The sequence below is a fragment of the Nesterenkonia sp. E16_10 genome (assembly GCF_017347085.1).
GTDB lineage: Bacteria > Actinomycetota > Actinomycetes > Actinomycetales > Micrococcaceae > Nesterenkonia.
Map to the genome: position 1 here is coordinate 1 of NZ_JADPSA010000004.1, position 16,742 is coordinate 16,742.

Below are 16,742 nucleotides of genomic sequence, written 5' to 3' on the forward strand. Positions count from 1 at the left end.
GGCGCACCCCAGCTGAGGCCTTCGCCGATCAACTACGCTCATTGCAACAACAGACTGTTGCGACGATCGGTTGAATACGGCCAATTTCGTTCAAGAAAATACCAGCGAGCGATCAAGGCTCATGGCCTGCTTGGATCGATGGGCAGGGTTGGCGCTGCAGGCGATAATGCCGCGATGGAGAGCTTCTTCTCCACGTTACAGAAGAACGTGCTCAACAAGCGCCGCTGGTCCTCCCGGGATGAGCTCCGCAGGGAGATCGTCTATTGGATCGAGCGGACTTATCACCGGCGCCGTCGGCAGCGTCGTCTGGGTAAGCTGACCCCGGTTGAATACGAGACCGTTTACAGAACGACCGTCGCTCTGGCGGCGTAAACCCCGAGGTCAACTAAACCGTCAGCAGACCCCACCACACTCACGGAACAGGCGGCGCGCCTGGCACGGGAAAAGGTATACGGGGCAGTGCGGAGGGCAGCGTGATTGAAACTGCCAAGCCTGGCGAAGCGGTCTTGAGATCCTTGCACGACTGGCTTACTCGGTTCATCGGAGTCATGCGAGACGACGACATCGACATCCTCACCCTATGGATCGCACATAGCCACTTCACCTCGGTTACCAGAACCACACCGCGACTGCTTATCAGTAGCCCTGTGCCGGGTTCCGGCAAGACAACCCTCCTGGAACACATGGGACACCTGGCGCTCGACTCAGTGCAGATGAGCACCATTTCCTCACCCGCACTACTGACGAGGATGCTCGCCGAAAGACCGCGCACCGTCCTGATCGACGAAGCAGACCGCAGCCTCAACCCGAAGAACGAGGGGGTCGGCGAGATCCTGGCGGTCATCAACACCGGGTACAAGCAGGGTGCCACCCGCCCCGTGCTGGTTCCTCACAAAGAAGAAGGCTGGGTTGCCAAAGAGTTTCCCACCTACGCTCCGGTCGCCATTGCGGGCAACAGTCCCAACCTTCCGGAAGACACGCTCCAGCGTTGCATCGTGGTGCACATGGCTCCCTCGGATGACGTTGAAGAGTCCGACTGGGAAGGCATAGAACACGACGCAGCCGCACTCGGAGAAGTCATCGGCAAGTGGGCTGAAGGCAATCTCAACGTCGCCAAACCATCACCCCCACTGCCGGAAGCAGTCACAGGTCGAAACAAGGAGAAGTGGCGGCCACTGAAGCGAGTAGCCGTCGCGGCTGGAGGGCGCTGGCCGGAGACAGTGGACCGCCTCGCCCTCGCTGACGTCCAGCGGATCGAAACGGAGAAGGAAGACGGCATCCTCCAGGACCGGCCACACATCATCCTGCTCAAGCATCTGGCAGAGATCTGGCCCAGAGGTCAGAGCTTCACGGACTCCAAGACGCTCCTGGATCACCTCACGTTCCAATATCCAGACGTCTGGGGAAGTGGCTCGAGCTTCGACAAGTCCCTCACCTATCAGCGCATGGGCCGGATGCTCTCCAAGAACTTCGGCCTACAGACCGACCGACCCAACACCCAAGGGCCTAGAGGTTACTCCCGCGCCAAGCTCAACCCCCTCTGGAGCCGGTTGGGGATACCTCTCCCGGATAAACCGGATAAAGCGGCTCAACCGGCTGAACCGGATAACACCTTTATCCACATATCCAGTTCAGCCACATTATCCGGTTCGCCGGAGACACCTTCTGATAGTGGCTCAGCCTGTCCCCTGCATGGCACCAGTCCAGTCACCGACTGCTACACATGCGATCAGATCGCAGCTCAACGAAAGGAGGCGGCATGAAGATCTGTCTCAGCTGCGGTGAACCATCAGCGCAGAACTATTGCGGTGAACATCTTCTCGAGACTCGGAAAGCACAGCGACCGAAGAAGACAGGAAGTGCCAGCGCCCGGGGCTACGGCTACAGGTGGGCGCGCCTCTCCCGCAAGGCCCGCAAGCTCCAACCCTTCTGCACCGACTGCGGATCCACACAGGATCTCCAGCTCGACCACACAGAAGAAACCTGGTGGCGCTACCTCAACAGCAAACCCATCGGACTAGAACACACGGGCGGCGTCGTATGTCACGGCTGCAACGTCGCACGCGGCCAAGCAAGACCCGGGGGAGAGGGGTCGACTGCACCCCGTCCGAGACGCGGGCCGGTAGGCCAAATCCCCGACTCATTCTCAATAGGTTCTCAACAAGGGGGTTCGTGATGGTCAAAGCAGGACCTAAGCGGGCTGCTGATGAGTCACCGCTTCCTTTCAAGCCTAGGGTTACGGGCTCTGCTCGGTTCGGGAAGTTCACGGAGAAGTTCATACGGGTGCCGAAGGGGTACGGGGCGGGCACACCGCTTCGTCTGAGGCCCTGGCAGTTGGATTTGGTGGGCAGTGTTTTGGACGCGAATCCGTGGCCGACACAGGCGGGCTGGATGCTTCCCAGGGGACAGGGGAAGTCGTCCCTGGTGGCGGCTCTCGGACTCTATGACCTGATTCTGGGTGAAGAGGGCGCGTCGGTGGTGGTGGCTGCTGTGAATGAGCAACAGGCCGGGATCGTGTTCCGGACTGCGGCGCGCATGGTGGAGCTGAACGAGGATCTGAGCACACGGATCCACACGTTCAAGGATCGGCTGGAGGTTCCCGGCAAGGGCTCCACGTTCCAGGTCATGCCAGCCTCACCGAAGGCCCTGGAGGGACTGGATCCCACACTGGCGATTGTCGATGAGGTCGGTGTCGTGAACCGGGACGTGTGGGAAGTGATCGCACTGGCGCAGGGCAAGCGTGAACGCTCCACGATGATCGGGATCGGCACACCTGGACCGGACCCCCACGACAGTGTTCTGACGGATCTGCGGGACTACAACCGCAAGTACCCGGACGATCACACCCTGGCATGGCGGGAGTTCTCCGCTGCGGGGTTCACCGATCACCCGGTGGACTGTGAGCACTGCTGGGAACTGGCGAACCCAGCACTGGGCGACTTCCTCAACAAAGACACCATCCGGGCACTGCTCCCACCGAAGACCAGGGAGTCAACGTTCAGGCGGGCAAGGCTCTGTCAGTTCGTCACGGAGACCACGGGCGCGTTCCTGCCGGACGGTCGGTGGGAGGACATGAACACCGGGGAAGAGATCGCGGAGGGGGAGGACGTGGTGATCTCCCTGGACGGATCGTTCAACGGCGATTCGACTGCGGTGCTGGTGGCGCGTATCGGCATGGAACCTCACTTCGACGTGGTGGGCCTGTGGGATCCGGCTGACCACGACGAGGACTACCGGGTGCCGGTGGAGGAAGTCGAAGACGCGATCAGAGCGGCGTGCAAGCGGTGGAACGTCCTGGAGGTCACGGCTGATCCCTTCCGCTGGACCAGGACATTGCAGGTGCTCGAGAAGGAAGGCATCCCGATCACGGAGTTCCCCTGGTCGGCAGCACGGATCACCCCGGCGACCACGGACTTCTACAACGCGTGCATCAACGGGCAGATCACACACTCAGGGGACCCACGGCTGGCCGAGCACATCGGCAACGCGGTGGTGAATGAGACCGAACGCGGGGTCCGACTGGATAAGTCCCGCAAACACACCACACGAAAGATCGACCTTGCCGCCTGTGCAGTCATGGGGCACTCACGGGCGCAGTGGCGGGCGATGACCAAGAAGAAGAACAGACGAGCGAGGAGTTTCAAACGATGAGCACTACACAGCTACAGGCACTGATTCAGGAGATCGACGGACGCAAGACGAAGCTGGATCCGCTGGACAAGTACTACAACGGGAATCCGCCGCTGGCGTTCCTCACTCCGGAGGCGCGTGAGGCGCTGGGCAACAGGTTCGGGCATATCGCGTCGAACTTCTGCCGGCTCACGGTGACGTCAATCGCGGAGCGGCTACGGATCACCGGGTTCACCCGAGGCGGGCAGGCAGACCCGGCACTCTGGGCCGACTGGTCACGCAATGACCTCGACCAGCTCGCGGGCACTCTGCACCGTGAAGCACTCACTCTGGGAACCGCGTATGCGATCGTCTGGGCGGACAGCACAGGGGCGCCGAGCATCAGTGTTGAGTCTGCTCACCAGATGACGGTGCTGCGGGATCCTGGCACACGGCAACTGGTGGCAGCGGTGAAGAAGTGGAACACCGCCACCGGATCGGAGGCAGTCCTGTACGGGCCGGAGAAGATCATCCGCTACGTCTCCGACTCCCAGAACGCCACGTCGGGGGCACAGTTCAAGGTCAGTGAATCCATCGATAACCCGCTGGGCGTGGTGCCGGTGGTGGAGTTCCGCAACAGTGACCGGCTGCTCGACGAAGGGGTCTCCGAGCTGCGGGACGTGATCCCGCTCCAGGACTCTCTGAACAAGCTGCTGGCGGATCTCATGGTTGGTTCGGAGTACTACGCACGGCCTCGACGCTGGGCCACCGGGATCGAGCTGGAAGAGGACGAAGACGGCGAGGCAGAGAACCCGTATCCCGAGGGCAACCGGATGATGATCGCGGAGGCCCCGGACGCGAAGTTTGGGCAGCTCGCGGCGGCTGACCTGAACAGCTATGACACGGCGATCCGGACCATCGTCTCTCAGATCATGGCGGTCTCGTCTCTGCCGGGTCACTACACCGGGATCGTAACGAATCAGCCGCCGAACGCGGACGGGCTGCGGGCGGCAGAGGCATCACTGACAGCACGGGTGGAGCAGAGGCAGCACCAGTTTGGACGCGGTTGGGAGCAGGTGATGAACCTGGCTCACGCGATCCGGACCAACACCGATCCATCAGCGGCACGAGTGAGTGTGGTTTGGGCGGATCCTGCCACTCGGTCTATGGCGCAGGAAGCAGACGCGGTGGTGAAGCTCTACCAGGCGGGACTGCTCCCGGCATCGGCGGCACTGGAACGTCTGGGGTACACGGATGAGCAGATCACCCAGATCCGGAACTCACGACGGGCTGAGGCGCTGGACGCCGCTGGGACTGACCTGGGAGCCCTGCTGGTATGAGCATCCACGACACGGTGGCGACTCTCTCACGGGAGACCAGGACACGCCTGGCGGCGCTGCACGGGCGCTACGAGGACGGGGAGCTGTCCTGGGCTCAGTTCATGGACCTGGGAACGGCGGAGGCGTCACGGAGGTCTCAGGCCGCGTCGTCCCTGGCAGCTCTCGCGGTCGCCGCTGAACTGTCCCGGCTCTCAGGCAGGGTCAGGGCACCGACCGGGGGAGGGGCCGGCTATGACATCGAGACGGCTGCACGGTCTCAGCTCGATGAGCAGACCTCCGCGCAGTCCTACCAGCAGGACGGCAACACCGCTATGGGCATCGCGGGGGCGGCGGTGGTTATGGCCGCTTACCAGGACACCACGGCCCGGTCTATGCGGGATCAGGGGGTCACGTTCTCCCAACGCGTGGTGGAGCCCGACGCGTGCCCCATCTGTCAGGACATGGCAGACATCATCCTGCCGACCACGCAGAACCACTATCACCACAAAGGCTGCGCGTGCATCGCAGTTCCAGTCTCAGAGAATGGAGAAGACCAGTGACCGAAGAACAGACCACAGAAGCACCGGAAGAGCAGGAAACTCCGGAGGCACCGGAGGAAGATGCTCCGATTTCAGCTCCGACCAAGCCGGACGAAGAAACCGAGGAAGAATCGGGCCAGTTTCCCCGGTCCTATGTGGAGAAGCTGCGAGACGAGAACGCCAAGTACCGGCAGCGGGCGCAGCGGGCAGACGAGTTGGCCCACGAGCTGCACAGAAGCCGCGTGGAGGCGACTGGGAGGCTCGCAGATCCCACGGACCTGGAGTTCTCCGACGAGCACCTGGAAGACGTGGAGAAGCTCACACAGGCGATTGATGTGCTGCTGACCAGGAAGCCTCACCTCGCGGCACGGAGACCGGCCGGAAACATCGGACAGGGGACTGTGTCGCACAACACCTCTACAGTGGACCTAGCCGGGCTACTCCGGGCCGGTGCCAACTGAGGAGGAACATGACTGAAAAGAACGCAGTCGCATCTGCTTTGTACGATGAAATATTGAATACTTTGAAGCACGAGAAGGAAAAAGGTAACGAGGTAAACCAGGCAGGAATAGTGCATACACCTGCCTTAAAGAGCCTCGCTGAGGCGTTTGCCACGGTCGCAGAACATGCGCCCGGAAAAAGAGAGAAGGACGAGGGATCAGGGATCCCGAATCCCCCTCGCAGACTCCGCTGAAAGCACCGCATACGTGCTACAATGAGGGGGTCGGGCCTGGTGTCCGGCCCTCTCATTCTGTGTCCTGGCGACACGAGGAACTCACACTCCCTCTTATCGCTAGGACTTTTTTCATGGCACTGAACACCACTGACACCCCGGAACTGCTCCAGGAGCAGGTTTCCTCCCTCCTGATCCAGCCGCTCGAAACAGCATCTATCGTGCTGGCCGCTGGACCCCGGATCTTCGACACGGCCTCGCCGCTACGGATCCCCAAGCTCGTCGGCTCCGGAACCCCCGCATGGGTAGGAGAGTCCGAGCAGATCCCCGACGACTACACCGCCGAGTTCGACGAGGTCCGGCTGATGCCCGAGGGGCGCAAGTCGGTCAAGGTCATCACCCGCTACTCGAACGAGCTGGCACGCCAGTCCGTCGTCGGCCTCGACGCGGTGCTGCGGTCCCGACTGGTCAACGATGTCTCGTCCATGATCGACGACGCGTTCCTCAACGGAGACGGCACCAACGATTCAGTGACCGGCATCTTCAACCAGCCCGGAACCCAGACTGCACCGCTGGACCTCACCAGCGCAGACACCTTCCTCGACGCACTGGCAGTCACCACGGCAGCGGAAGTCACTCCGAACCGTTGGTTCCTCAACGCTCAGGACTTCATCACCGTTCGGAAGCTCAAGGACAACAACGGGCGCTACCTCCTGGAGTCGGATCTCACCCGCGACGCGACTTACCGGCTGTTCAACATTCCGGTGACCGTGTCCAACAAGGTTCCGGCAGGCAAGGCGGTTCTCGCGGATATCTCACAGGTGGCTGTCGCCCGTGACACCAACCCGCAGATCAAGATCCTCGATCAGCGCTACGCCGAGTTCGACCAGCAGGCGATCCGGGTCACCGCCCGGTTTGACCTCGGACTGCTCCACCCGCAGGGCGTCGTCATCCTGGACAGCGCTGCGGGGGTCTGAGCCAATGAGCTACGTTCAGGCACCTATCGGTGATGACGTGGCTTCGTTCCTCGGTCTGGACGATGACCCCGCCGTCGTCGCCCTGGCCGGGGAGCACGCTCCCATCATCCGAGCTATGGCAATGGCCTACACGCGCGGCAACGGCTTCGTGGGCACAGAGGTGCAGGAAGACATCTATGCCGTCCTCGTCGCCGCTACAGCCCGCCTAGTCGCTAACCCCGAGCAGCTGCACTACGCGGCAGGCTCAGCGCGGATCTCAGGGGCATTCAACGGCTGGACGCTCCCGGAACAGTTCGTGCTCAACCGGTACAGGAAGAGGGCAAGCTGATGCTGTTCCACGACCGGGTGAGCATCGAAGGTGAGGCCGAGATCATCGACTACGACCCCTACGGCCTGCCCATCTACGGACCCGCCACGTCGCAGGTGATCCCCGCGCACGTTGACGCCACCACCACATCGGACGGCTCACAGGAGCAGGCCAACCAAGTCATCAGTCGCTACCGAGTCCTGTTGAGGCTTCCCGCTGGACTGGAAGCAGACGGCATCAAGGAAGTGACTTGGAAGGGCAAGACTCTGACGGTTGACGGGACGGTCCAGCCGCAGATGCTCCGAGGCCGGATCAACCACCACGAATTCGTCACTGAAAGAGTCACCGGCTAATACCCCCATGGGGTATACTTGGAAGTGGCGTAGGTGCTGAGTTGCTGGCTGGACCTCTACCGAGGATGGGCACCCGATTCTAGATCGGCTCCCCACAAGGTAGGGGTCCAGTTCGTTTCTGTAGGGCGTGTACTCTGAGGCGCGACGAGGGAGGGCGACTTGGGGGTATGACGTAGTGCGGACCACATGTGATACGCCCCACATTTCTATTCGCATTCACTGACTGGCGGGGGTACTGTATGTACATGAGCGCACTGACCCTACCTCGCATCCATACCCTCAGGTATGCGTCTTCTGAGAGCGTTCACCTCATTGCGACCCCCAATGATGACGGCCTCACTGATAGTGAGCGCCAGCGGTATGCGGACCAGTACCGCGAGCAGCACCTTACTGTCACTAGCGAGGATCTAAAGGCCGCTAGGCAAACTTTAGGTGCCATTGGACGATACGCCGCCTAAGTGGAGGTCACCGTCACCGAGGCCGCGCCTCATCATATAGGCGCCCTCACGACGTTCTGTTGTGCAGACCCAGCGGGATGGGTGCGCGATCCCGTTCGAGGAAAGTATCACCCGCAGCCTCACGCAATGAAGACGCAGTCAATGGTCCGGGACCTCAAGCCGCAGAAGATTCCCAAAGACGACTTGCTACTACTTGGAGTCAATGACCAGACAATACTGAGTGTCTTGTTGCTCCGGATGGGCGACGATCCCGATCCATCCTCCGTCGATGAGTCAGGCTTCTTCCTCGTAGGACTCCTGGCGGTCCGAATCGATGCTCAAGGACAGGGCTTTGGTCGTCAGATGTTGGATCTGGCGCTCACGATTGTCGAGGAGAATCGCGACAGCAAGCCCAAATGTCATTCTTGGCCGACCCTGGCAAGGATCGAGTCCACGAATGAGGCTAGCAAGCGACTCTTCCGTAGTCGCGGATTCGCCTACTCCAAGAACGTCGATGAGGAGCTGGAACTTTGGGCGCACCCCTAGTCTGCAGAGGCTTCAGTTGAGGCGTGTGGCATCCCAACATTTTCCCAACACGAACCGCGTACGGGATCGGACTCCACTGGTCGTGGCCATAGGACGAAACCCTGACATCACGCGGTAGTAGGCGGACCCCATAGGTTGTCGTTTACCTCATGGAGGTAGGAGTCCTACACCCGGCAGTAAAGCCAGGAGGGCACCCGGCAGTAAAGCCAGGAGGGCCCCGCCGGGAGGGGCTGACAGGTCCGCGCGGCGCCTCTACTGTGAATCCCATGACCTTCGCCAATGTGGGGACGCTGGGAGTTGCGCCGGGCGCCCGGGACCAGGTGGTGTCCCTGTTGACTCGGCACAACCCAGACCTGCAGCAGGCGGGTTGTCTGCTCTATGAGGTGGGCATCAGCGAGGAGCACCCCGAGACGGTCTTCGTCACCGAGCTCTGGACCTCTGCCGAGGCTCACCGAGCCTCGCTGCAGCTGGCGAGCGTCCAGGCGCTCATCGCAGAGGCCATGCCCCTGCTCTCCGGCGCCATGGACGGCCACCGGTTCGAGGTGATCGGGTCCCCGCTGCATTGAGGTCGCCGCAGCAGGGACCACCCGATCCAATGAAGCGGTCGCTACTGGACCTCTGCGTCGGGTGGGGCGATATGGTGCTGTTGGGCGCCGTCGGCGGAGGCTACTCCGGCCACCGCCGAGAAGCTCGGCGGCTCGTCCGCCGCCTGGGCCTGGATCCCCGGGGAGGTGGCGGTGTGCCCGGTGATCTGTCCGAGGCTGCGCAGCACCCGGTCAACGATCAGCCCTGCCGCCTCCAGGTCCGCGGCCACCTGGTCGATGCCGTCCAGGTGCTCCTCGTCGACGGTGATGATCCACTGCTGATCCGGCACGCCCGATCACCCGTCCTGTGCCGGAATCACGGCCAGTCCGGCCCCGACGTCTTCCACGTCGGCGCCTGAGAGCGGGCGCGCGGTTCGAATCAGCTCATCCCACAGCGGCTGGCCGCGCAGCCCGGTGGAGGCCGAGAGCAGCGCGGCGACGCCGGAGACATGCGGGGCCGCCATGGAGGTGCCGCTGATGCTGCGGTGATGCTCGGGGCCGGGCCAGGAGGAATAGATGTCCACCCCAGGCCCGGCGATGTCGACCTCCCCGCCGTCATGAGGCAGCGAGCGGGCCGAGAAGTCCGCGACCTGCAGCCCCGCGTCCAACGCCGCCACCGCCATGACGTAGGGGCTGTTCGCCGGTGCCCCCACGAACCCAGGATCACCCGCGCTGCGCCCGGCGTTATTGCCCGCCGCCGCGATCAGCACCGAACCCCGCTCGAGCGCCCGCCGCCCCGCGGTCACATACGGCGGATGGATCTCGCGCACATCGGCGCCGAGTGACATCGAGATGATCTGACAGTCGTTCTGCAGGGCCCAGTCGATTCCCGCAAGGATCGAGGCGTCCGAACCGGAGCCGTCGGCACCGAGCACCTTGCCCGAGAAGATCTCGACTCCGGAAGCCACGCCGAAGCCTCGCCCGGACGGGGGAGCCCAGGGCCCACAGGCGGAGCCCACGCAGTGGGTGCCGTGTCCGTGCACGTCTGCGGGGCCTTCGCCGGGGATGAAGGACTCTGCGGTCACGGCGCGCCCCAGGAAGTCCGGATGCTCGAGATCGAAGCCGGTGTCCAGCACCGCGATGCGCACCCCGGCGCCGGTGCGTCCGGCCTCCTGGGCGCGCCCGATCTCCACCGCCTGCAGCCCCCAGGTGAGCTCGGGCGTGTCCGTGAACAGCGCCGCGGTGGGCTCGACGGCGGAGGGCAGCTCGACGGCCGGCAGATCCGCCGCCCGGCCACCGATCGCGTAATAGGTCAGCTCGGGGCTGTAGCTCATCGGGGCTCGACGGTCCCGGCACCGTCCGCTGAAGGCCTCGAGGTCACCGGCCTCACCGTCCACCACGCCCACGCCGAGGCGCGGGAAATAGCTGTCCGTGGAGAAGCCCTGGGCGCTGAGCAGCCCGGGGGCATCATGTTCGAGCATCTGAGAATCTGCGGTGTCGAAGGTCACTACGTAACGTCCCATTGCGGTCCCATCCCTGCGTCGTGGCGACATGTGAACCCCAGGCTAGGGTCGCAACCTGCACATCCGCCGAGTGACCTGGGGATTGGTGGGGCCGGTCGGCTGTCCGGCGTTCTCGGCCCCGGCCGGGGTGTTTCCCTGTGCGAGCCAGCGGAGGTCATGGCGCATAATTGGGGACTGTGACGCGACAGGACAGCAACCCAGATCAGCCCAGCGGCCCCGCCGGCACCCCGAAGATCGGGGTCATCGGCGACGGCCAGCTGGCCCGCATGATGGCCCCGGCCGCCGTGGAGCTGGGCATCGAGCTGCACCTGCTCGCGGGCTCGGCCGATTCCTCGGCCGCCCAGGTCATCCCGCACACCACCCTCGGGGACTACACCGACCCCGACGCGGTGGTCGCCTTCGCGGCCGACCTGGACGTGATCACCTTCGACCATGAGCATGTGCCCGCCGAGGTGCTCGACGCGCTCACCGCGGCCGGCACCGAGATGCACCCTGGTCCCGAGGCGCTGATCTACGCCCAGGACAAGCTCGCGATGCGCCGCGCCGTGGAGCAGCTCGGCCTGCCGAACCCGCGCTGGGCCGAGGTCCGCAGCGTCGAGGACCTCCTGGGATTCGGCGCCGACGTCGGCTGGCCTGTGGTGCTGAAGACCCCGCGCGGCGGCTATGACGGCAAGGGGGTCCGGATGATCGACTCAGCGGAGCAGGCCGCAGAGGCTCAGGACTGGTTCGGCCGCGCCGCCGAAACCGGTTCCTCTCTGCTTGCGGAGCAGAAGGTGCGCTACACCCGGGAGCTCTCCGCGCAGGTGGCGCGCTCCGCTGCGGGGGAGACCGTGACCTACCCGGTGGTGGAATCCACTCAGACCAATGGGGTCTGCGATGAGGTCATCGCTCCGGCGCCGCAGACCAGCGCGGACCACCTGGAGCTGTGCGAGCGCATCGCTCGCACGGTCGCTGAGAAGCTGCAGGTCACCGGCATGCTCGCGGTGGAGCTCTTCGAGATCAGTGAGAATGATGCTGACCCCGAGACCGGGACCACCGCCGGCATCTATATCAACGAACTCGCCATGCGGCCGCACAACTCCGGGCACTGGACCATGGACGGATCCGTCACCAGCCAGTTCGAGCAGCACCTGCGCGCGGTGCTCGGGCTTCCGCTGGGCGCCACCGAGGTCAAGGGCGGCGCCGGCGGCTACACGGTGATGAAGAACCTGCTCGGCAGCGCCGCCGGGGAGCAACGGTCCCTGCACGACTCCTTCGCTGCGGCGATGCGCCGCTCGCCGGGATCCAAGATCCACCTCTACGGCAAGGAAGCCCGCCCGGGTCGCAAGATCGGGCATGTGAACATCCTCACCCAGACGCTCTCCACGCAGGAGACCTGGGAGGCGCGCCGCGTGCGGCTCCAGCGCGTGCGCCGAGCCGCCGCCGATGTGGCCGAGATCATCGTGGAAGGACCTGCCCAGTGAACCAGCACCCAATGATCCAGCACCCAGTGAGCCAGACCCAGTGAGCCAGAACCCAGCGCGCCAGACCCCCGTGAGTGAGAACCCGACCCTTGAGTGAGAACCCAGTGAGCCAGAACCCCGAGAGTCACCCTGCCGAGCACCAGGCCGCCGGCGCGGCCTCGAGCGACGACGTCGGCGCGCCAGTCCGCGCCGCCGAGGCCCAGACCCGCAGCGCCGCTGCGGCCCAGGTCGGTCTGGTCATGGGATCGAACTCCGACTGGCCCGTCATGAAGGCCGCCGCCCAGGCGCTGGACGAGTTCGGCATCACCTTCGAGGCCGACGTCGTCTCGGCCCACCGGATGGCCGAGGAGATGATCAGCTACGGCAAGACCGCCCACGAGCGAGGGATCCGGGTGATCATCGCCGGCGCCGGGGGAGCAGCCCACCTGCCCGGCATGCTGGCCTCGGTCACGCCGCTGCCGGTGATCGGCGTGCCGGTGCCGCTGAAGCACCTCGACGGCATGGATTCGCTGCTGAGCATCGTGCAGATGCCCGCCGGGGTGCCGGTGGCGACCGTCTCTGTGGGCGGCGCCCGCAATGCCGGTCTGCTCGCCGTGCGCACCCTGGCCGCCGGAGACTCCGCCCAGGCCGCGCAGCTGCGCGAGAGCCTGCTGGACTTCCAGAAGTCGCTGGCCGCCGAGGCCCACGCCAAGGGCGCCGCGCTGCGCGAAGAGGCCGCCGAGCTGGGCACGTACCGGACGCGATGAGCGACTCCACGATCAGCTATCACCGGTTCACCACCGAACCCGAGGTGATCCGAAGCCCGCAGCGCGGTTCCGAGACCGACCGCACCCGACGCGCCCTGATGCTCCTGGCGCTGACCTTGTTCATCCCCGGCGCCGCCCAGATCGCTGCGGGTTCCAAGAAGCTCGGCCGCGCCGCCCTGGCCGTCACGGTCGGCTGCTGGTTCTCCGCGCTCCTGCTGGGACTGATGTTCCTGACCATGCGCGGCGTCGTGCTCTCGCTGCTGACCCAGCCGTTCATGCTCTGGCTCAGCGCGGTGGTGCTGGGCGCGCTGGCGCTCGGCTGGCTGATCCTCTGGCTGGACACCTTCCGGCTGCTCCACTTCACCTCCCTGGCACCGGGACTCAAGCCGATCGTCGCCGTCGTGCTGGTGGTGCTGATCACCGTGACCTCGGGTGCGCTGGGCTACGGCGCCAAACTGGTCAATGAGGGTCGTGCCGCGCTGGACGGGACCTTCGCCTCCGGTCCCGGCATCGACGCCGTGGATGGGCGGTATAACTTCCTGCTCATGGGCGCCGACGCCGGCGAGGGTCGCGAGGGCCTGCGCCCGGACTCCATCCACGTGGTCAGCGTCAACGAGGACTCTGCAGAGACGATCATCTTCTCGATCCCGCGCAATTTCCAGAACGCCCAGTTCAACGAGGACTCCCCGCTCAACGCGGTCTATCCGACGGGCTATGACTGTGGCGACGAGTGCATCATCAACTTCCTCTACACCGATGTTATGAACAACCATCAGGACCTCTACCCCGAAGCTGAGGATCCCGGTGCCGAAGCCATGATGGACGCGGTCTCCGGAAGCCTGAACCTGGAGGTCTCCGGCTACGTGATGGTGGACATGAACGGCTTCGAGCAGCTCATCGACGCCATGGGCGGGGTGAGTGTGGACTCCGGCGGCTGGGTGCCCTACCGCGGCCCGATGCCCGACGGCAGCTGGGGAGACAACTGGTGGGCCCCCGGTGTGTACGAGTTCTCGGGCCAGGAGGCTCTGGCCTACGCACGCTCGCGCACCTTCAGCTCCGACTACAACCGCATCCAGCGTCAGCAGTGCATCCAGCAGGCGATGATGTCCCAGTTCAATCCGCAGACGCTGCTCTCGCGATTCAGCGAGATCATGCAGGCCGGAGAGAACGTGGTGGAGACCAACCTGCCGCAGTCCCAGCTGGGCTCGTTCCTGGACCTGGCCGTGGACGCGCAGGGCCAGACCCCCCAGCGTCTGGTCCTTGGCGCCCCCGACTTCGGGGCCTCCGGCGACCTGTTCTCCACCTATCCTGATTTCGAGCAGATCCAGCAGCGGGTGGATGAGCTGATCGCCAACGAGGAGCACCAGAGCGGCGGCGGGCTCTTCGGCTCTGCCGGGTTCCTGCCCGCACAATCCGGGCCGCTCGGTGTGATGCTGGCGACGCCGGCTCAGGCCACCGGGCAGGCCGCTGGCGCGGCCGAGGACGACGAGCCCTCGATCGAGCCGACGCCGCCGCCCACCCAGCCAGACGGTTCGGAACTGACCCGGGAGTATCTGATCGACGCTCAGCGCAATGGTCAGACCGGGGTCCTCGAGGAGGCCGCCTCCTCGAACTACCGCTGCGACCCGGTGAATTAGGGCTGATAAGGTTCTCCCGATGTTCAAGATGATCAACCCTGTTCGCGACTACGCGTGGGGTTCCACCACCGCGTTCAGGGAGCTCTTCGGCTGGGCCGCATCCGCGACCCCGCAGGCCGAGCTCTGGATGGGGGCTCATCCGTCAGGTCCGTCGCTTCTGGAGCTGCCCTCTGACGGCGTGCAGGGTCCCGGTGAGATCACCTCGCTCCCGGAGTACCTGCACGACTCAGCCCAGTCCTCGGAGAACTTCCCCTTTCTGCTCAAGGTGCTCGCCGCCGAGCAGCCGCTCTCGATCCAGTCGCACCCCACCGCGGAGCGGGCCCGCCTCGGCTTCGCGGCGGAGGAGACCGCCGGGATCGCCCGGGACGCTGCGCACCGCAGCTATAAGGACCCCCACGCCAAGCCAGAACTGATCGTGGCGCTGACGGAGTTCTCCGCGCTGTGCGGCTTCCGGCCCTACACGGAGGCTGCCACGGTCCTGGAGTCGCTGCGCACGTGGCTTGCCGGTCTCGGCCACGGCGGAGCGGAGCAGCAGGATCACCCGCAGCTGCGCTCGGTGCTGGATCGGCTGCACAGCTGCGTGGTCGCGCAGGACTACGCTGCAGCGCTGGAGCAGCTGCTGGGTAGCCACCGGGACGAGTCCGTGATCGCCGCCGGCCAGCTGCACGGCATGCTGGACCCGGTGGCAGGACCGCGGAGGGAGGGCGAGGCCGGAGGAATCACGGCGTCCCTGGACCCGGGCACGCGAGGGATGCTGGACCAGGTCAGCGCGGCGTTCCCGCAGGACCCGGGCATCTTCGTCACACTGCTGCTCAACCGGGTGCAGCTGGCGCCCGGAGAGTCGATCTATCTGCCCGCCGGGAATCTCCACGCCTACCTGCACGGGGTCGGCGTGGAGCTCATGGGCAACTCCGACAATGTGCTGCGCGGCGGACTGACCGGCAAGCACCTGGATGTCGAGGAGCTGCTCAGCGTCACCGACTTCGGGGTGCTCCCGGTTCCGCACTGCCCGGTGCAGCGCAGTCACGCTGACCCGCGCCGAACCAGCTACCAGGCACCGTTTGAGGAGTTCGCGCTGGAACGCTTCGAACTGCCCGGAGAGGCGACGCTGGAACGGTCCGGCCCCGGTATCGTGCTGTGCACGGCCGGGGAGCTCACGCTGCACGCTCCGCGCGGCACTGGCGATGAGTGGGCTCCACCGAATGGCACCGGCGTCGGCGCGGGACTCACCTCAGGCTCAGAAAAACCTCATATGCTGACTCTCACCCCCGGCGAATCCGCCTTCTTGCCGGACACCGCCGGCCACCGGCTGAGCGCCGCCGCTCACGCCCAGGCCTTCCTGGCCAGCTCCACCTTCGCCAGCACAGACCGGCAGGAATATCGCCCATGATCTCCAAGCTGTATCGGCGCCTCGAGACCCTCTTCCTCACGCTCTGGCGCGAGGTCGCGAAGTTCGGCGCCGTCGGCGGTGTCGCCTTCATCATCGACTCCGCGATCTTCCTGTGGCTGATCAGCGGTCCCATGGACGACTCGCAGCTCAAGGCCAAGGTCGTCGCCGGCGTCGTCGCCACCATGTTCTCCTGGATGGCCAACCGTTACTGGACCTTTCGGCATCGGCGCTCCACCGGCAAGGCACGCGAACTGGTGCTGTTCCTGATCATGAACGCGATCGGCCTGGGCATCCAGACCGGGTGCGTGGGCATCGCGAAGTATGTCCTGGGCTTGGACTCGGTGAGTGAGGTCTTCATCGCCGGCAACGTGATCGGCCTGGTGCTGGCCACCATCTTCCGCTTCTTCGCCTATAAGTACTGGGTCTTCACCACCGACCGCACCAGCCTCTCGGATCTGCCCGCCGAGCAGGACCCCGCCGCCGACGCCGCCGAGGCCACCTCTCGCTGAGCGCGGGCTCGCCGCCCTGTCGCGGGGCCCTGATCTCGCCGCCCCCGTCGCGGGGGCGAGAACGGTCGGAAAGATCATGAATCCGCGCAGGATTCCACCCGTCTGCGCCCCAGGGAGGGGCTCCCGGCCCGCGCCGCTGCGTGTGCCCCGGCCTGCGCCGCTGCCCGCGCCCCTGCCCGTGTCGCGGCCC

Annotated in this window: 19 protein-coding genes; 17 read left to right on the forward strand and 2 right to left on the reverse strand. The window is 65.0% G+C overall.

Going from position 1 to position 16,742, the window contains the following annotated elements:
* The 12 genes from I2487_RS02370 to I2487_RS02425 all read left to right on the forward strand — a co-directional run.
* The coding region (locus tag I2487_RS02370; RefSeq protein ID WP_207173003.1) for an integrase core domain-containing protein at positions 1-372 on the forward strand (372 nt) is incomplete at its 5' end.
* A 101-nt stretch (positions 373-473) separates the two neighbouring features.
* On the forward strand, positions 474-1,763 hold the full coding sequence (locus I2487_RS15670) for a DUF3631 domain-containing protein (protein ID WP_207169576.1): 1,290 nt from the start codon (positions 474-476) through the stop codon (positions 1,761-1,763).
* Between the two features lie 277 nt (positions 1,764-2,040).
* Positions 2,041-3,651 carry a terminase large subunit domain-containing protein gene (locus I2487_RS02380; protein ID WP_207169575.1) on the forward strand — a complete coding sequence of 537 codons (1,611 nt, stop codon included), beginning with the start codon at positions 2,041-2,043 and terminating at the stop codon, positions 3,649-3,651.
* Positions 3,648-4,949 carry a phage portal protein gene (locus tag I2487_RS02385; RefSeq protein ID WP_207169574.1) on the forward strand — a complete coding sequence of 434 codons (1,302 nt, stop codon included), beginning with the start codon at positions 3,648-3,650 and terminating at the stop codon, positions 4,947-4,949. Before I2487_RS02380 ends, I2487_RS02385 begins: the two co-directional genes overlap by 4 nt.
* Positions 4,946-5,488, forward strand: coding sequence for a hypothetical protein (locus tag I2487_RS02390; protein ID WP_207169573.1), 543 nt, complete (start codon positions 4,946-4,948; stop codon positions 5,486-5,488). The genes I2487_RS02385 and I2487_RS02390 overlap by 4 nt, the downstream gene beginning before the upstream one ends.
* Positions 5,485-5,928: a hypothetical protein gene (locus I2487_RS02395; protein WP_207169572.1), complete on the forward strand. Its 444-nt coding sequence runs from the start codon at positions 5,485-5,487 to the stop codon at positions 5,926-5,928. Before I2487_RS02390 ends, I2487_RS02395 begins: the two co-directional genes overlap by 4 nt.
* Before the next feature lie 8 nt (positions 5,929-5,936).
* A complete protein-coding gene (locus I2487_RS02400) occupies positions 5,937-6,161 on the forward strand; it encodes a hypothetical protein (RefSeq protein WP_207169571.1) in 225 nt (74 codons plus the stop codon).
* A gap of 113 nt (positions 6,162-6,274) precedes the next feature.
* Positions 6,275-7,117: a phage major capsid protein gene (locus I2487_RS02405; protein ID WP_207169570.1), complete on the forward strand. Its 843-nt coding sequence runs from the start codon at positions 6,275-6,277 to the stop codon at positions 7,115-7,117.
* Positions 7,118-7,154: 37 nt separating this feature from the next.
* Entirely contained in the window at positions 7,155-7,445 is a 291-nt protein-coding gene (locus I2487_RS02410; RefSeq protein ID WP_207169569.1) for a hypothetical protein, read from the forward strand.
* A complete protein-coding gene (locus I2487_RS02415; protein WP_207169568.1) occupies positions 7,445-7,777 on the forward strand; it encodes a hypothetical protein in 333 nt (110 codons plus the stop codon). The genes I2487_RS02410 and I2487_RS02415 overlap by 1 nt, the downstream gene beginning before the upstream one ends.
* A 584-nt stretch (positions 7,778-8,361) precedes the next feature.
* A complete protein-coding gene (locus I2487_RS02420; protein ID WP_207169567.1) occupies positions 8,362-8,760 on the forward strand; it encodes a GNAT family N-acetyltransferase in 399 nt (132 codons plus the stop codon).
* A gap of 266 nt (positions 8,761-9,026) precedes the next feature.
* Positions 9,027-9,326, forward strand: coding sequence for a putative quinol monooxygenase (locus tag I2487_RS02425; RefSeq protein ID WP_207169566.1), 300 nt, complete (start codon positions 9,027-9,029; stop codon positions 9,324-9,326).
* Between the two features lie 41 nt (positions 9,327-9,367).
* Here the strand turns inward: I2487_RS02425 and I2487_RS02430 are convergent, their stop codons facing one another.
* Both I2487_RS02430 and I2487_RS02435 read right to left on the reverse strand, forming a co-directional pair.
* Positions 9,368-9,634 carry a hypothetical protein gene (locus I2487_RS02430; protein ID WP_207169565.1) on the reverse strand — a complete coding sequence of 89 codons (267 nt, stop codon included), beginning with the start codon at positions 9,632-9,634 and terminating at the stop codon, positions 9,368-9,370.
* 6 nt (positions 9,635-9,640) lie between these two features.
* Positions 9,641-10,807 (reverse strand): S8 family serine peptidase, encoded by a 1,167-nt coding sequence (locus tag I2487_RS02435; protein WP_255545874.1) that lies wholly within the window; start codon positions 10,805-10,807, stop codon positions 9,641-9,643.
* 266 nt (positions 10,808-11,073) lie between these two features.
* On the opposite strand from I2487_RS02435, the gene I2487_RS02440 reads away from it, so the two are divergent.
* The 5 genes from I2487_RS02440 (at position 11,074) to I2487_RS02460 (ending at position 16,552) form a co-directional block, all read left to right on the forward strand.
* Complete coding sequence (locus I2487_RS02440) at positions 11,074-12,270, forward strand: 5-(carboxyamino)imidazole ribonucleotide synthase (RefSeq protein ID WP_518523690.1); 1,197 nt, start codon at positions 11,074-11,076, stop codon at positions 12,268-12,270.
* Positions 12,271-12,509: 239 nt separating this feature from the next.
* A complete protein-coding gene (gene purE / locus I2487_RS02445) occupies positions 12,510-13,016 on the forward strand; it encodes a 5-(carboxyamino)imidazole ribonucleotide mutase (RefSeq protein WP_207169584.1) in 507 nt (168 codons plus the stop codon).
* On the forward strand, positions 13,013-14,653 hold the full coding sequence (locus I2487_RS02450) for an LCP family protein (protein ID WP_207169562.1): 1,641 nt from the start codon (positions 13,013-13,015) through the stop codon (positions 14,651-14,653). The genes purE and I2487_RS02450 overlap by 4 nt, the downstream gene beginning before the upstream one ends.
* Positions 14,654-14,672: 19 nt before the next feature.
* A complete protein-coding gene (manA, locus tag I2487_RS02455) occupies positions 14,673-16,043 on the forward strand; it encodes a mannose-6-phosphate isomerase, class I (RefSeq protein ID WP_207169561.1) in 1,371 nt (456 codons plus the stop codon).
* The gene (locus tag I2487_RS02460; RefSeq protein ID WP_207169560.1) at positions 16,040-16,552 is read left to right on the forward strand and encodes a GtrA family protein; all 513 of its coding nucleotides are present in this window, start codon (positions 16,040-16,042) and stop codon (positions 16,550-16,552) included. The genes manA and I2487_RS02460 overlap by 4 nt, the downstream gene beginning before the upstream one ends.
* The last annotated feature ends 190 nt before the right edge of the window (positions 16,553-16,742 follow it).

Coding starts and splice junctions, on each gene's coding strand:
- purE (WP_207169584.1), top strand. CDS start 12,510: ATGGGATCGAACTCCGACTGGCCCGTCATGAAGGCCGCCGCCCAGGCG.
- I2487_RS02440 (WP_518523690.1), top strand. CDS start 11,074: ATGATGGCCCCGGCCGCCGTGGAGCTGGGCATCGAGCTGCACCTGCTC.
- I2487_RS02380 (WP_207169575.1), top strand. CDS start 2,041: ATGTCACGGCTGCAACGTCGCACGCGGCCAAGCAAGACCCGGGGGAGA.
- I2487_RS02450 (WP_207169562.1), top strand. CDS start 13,013: ATGAGCGACTCCACGATCAGCTATCACCGGTTCACCACCGAACCCGAG.
- I2487_RS02425 (WP_207169566.1), top strand. CDS start 9,027: ATGACCTTCGCCAATGTGGGGACGCTGGGAGTTGCGCCGGGCGCCCGG.
- I2487_RS02420 (WP_207169567.1), top strand. CDS start 8,362: ATGAAGACGCAGTCAATGGTCCGGGACCTCAAGCCGCAGAAGATTCCC.
- I2487_RS02460 (WP_207169560.1), top strand. CDS start 16,040: ATGATCTCCAAGCTGTATCGGCGCCTCGAGACCCTCTTCCTCACGCTC.
- I2487_RS02400 (WP_207169571.1), top strand. CDS start 5,937: ATGACTGAAAAGAACGCAGTCGCATCTGCTTTGTACGATGAAATATTG.
- I2487_RS02405 (WP_207169570.1), top strand. CDS start 6,275: ATGGCACTGAACACCACTGACACCCCGGAACTGCTCCAGGAGCAGGTT.
- I2487_RS02390 (WP_207169573.1), top strand. CDS start 4,946: ATGAGCATCCACGACACGGTGGCGACTCTCTCACGGGAGACCAGGACA.
- I2487_RS02415 (WP_207169568.1), top strand. CDS start 7,445: ATGCTGTTCCACGACCGGGTGAGCATCGAAGGTGAGGCCGAGATCATC.
- I2487_RS02385 (WP_207169574.1), top strand. CDS start 3,648: ATGAGCACTACACAGCTACAGGCACTGATTCAGGAGATCGACGGACGC.
- manA (WP_207169561.1), top strand. CDS start 14,673: ATGTTCAAGATGATCAACCCTGTTCGCGACTACGCGTGGGGTTCCACC.
- I2487_RS02435 (WP_255545874.1), bottom strand. CDS start 10,807: ATGGGACGTTACGTAGTGACCTTCGACACCGCAGATTCTCAGATGCTC.